The sequence below is a fragment of the Pontibacter sp. HJ8 genome, assembly GCF_054824225.1.
Map to the genome: position 1 here is coordinate 1 of NZ_JSYF01000618.1, position 1,053 is coordinate 1,053.

General features: G+C 48.1%; 2 protein-coding genes. One reads left to right on the top strand and one right to left on the bottom strand.

Annotated features, from left to right (window positions below; all coding sequences use genetic code 11):
• Positions 1-564 (bottom strand): GTPase Era (gene era, locus OB13_RS20060; protein WP_461491963.1); only part of this gene is annotated, 564 nt, incomplete at its 3' end.
• Positions 565-842: 278 nt separating this feature from the next.
• On the opposite strand from era, the gene OB13_RS20065 reads away from it, so the two are divergent.
• On the top strand, positions 843-1,053 hold a 211-nt coding region (locus OB13_RS20065), incomplete at its 3' end, for a ferrochelatase (protein ID WP_461491964.1).

A 1,053-nucleotide genomic window follows, 5' to 3' on the forward strand; every position in this document is an offset into this window, starting at 1 on the left:
ACGTTCCGGCTTGTCAGTCAGTTCATCTTTGGGATAAAAAGCCGGATGTTCGGGCAGATAGTGCAGCAGTCGCCCGAAAATCTGCTCCAGACCGAAGTTGTGCAGGGCCGAAATCGGATGAATTTCGGTTGGGTTCATCTTCTCCTGCCAGTAGGCTACCTTTTCGTTTACCTCTTCTTCCGTGGCCTGGTCGATCTTGTTGATGAGCAGTAGGATCGGCACCTCGGCGTGCTGCAGCCGCTTGATCACATCGTCTTCGTCGTGCTTCTCATAAATGTCCGTCACAAACAGGATGATGTCAGCGTCTTCCAGCGAAGTGCGCACAAAGCTCATCATCGACTCGTGCAGGGCATATTGGGGCTTGATTATACCTGGCGTGTCGGAATAGACAATCTGGAAGTCTTCTCCGTTCAGAATCCCCATGATGCGGTGCCGGGTAGTCTGCGCTTTGGAAGTAATGATAGACAGCTTTTCACCCACCAGGGCGTTCATGAGCGTAGACTTACCCACGTTCGGCTTACCTACTATACTGACAAAACCAGCTTTATGCGGAGTATCGGACATACTTTTAAATTTGAGGTTGCAAAATTACTTCTTTTTTACGGTTAATGATATCATGTTGTAAAGATTTCCAAATGAGAAGAGGTGAAAATGAGTGAATTATACTTTAGGGGACAGGTATAGCTGTGGTTTGCAGAACATTTCGGAGCCCCGATGACTTATACAGCGGAAAGGGGCAGGGCGTGCAGGAAGTGATAAAGATCATCATTATCCTTCCCTGTGGCCTATACCCGGCATCATTATACTTTGTATCTTTGCACGCGATAAACCTTTAATGTTGAATGAGTAAGAAGGCGAATAGTAAGATAGGTGTGCTGTTGGTGAACCTGGGAACACCGGACACCCCCAACACTCCCGATGTAAGAAAGTACCTGCGCGAGTTCCTGTTGGACAAGCGCGTAATTGATATAAACCCGGTTGCACGCTATGCACTGATCAACGGTGTGATCGCTCCTTTCCGAGCTCCCAAATCTGCCAAGGTATACAAGCAGC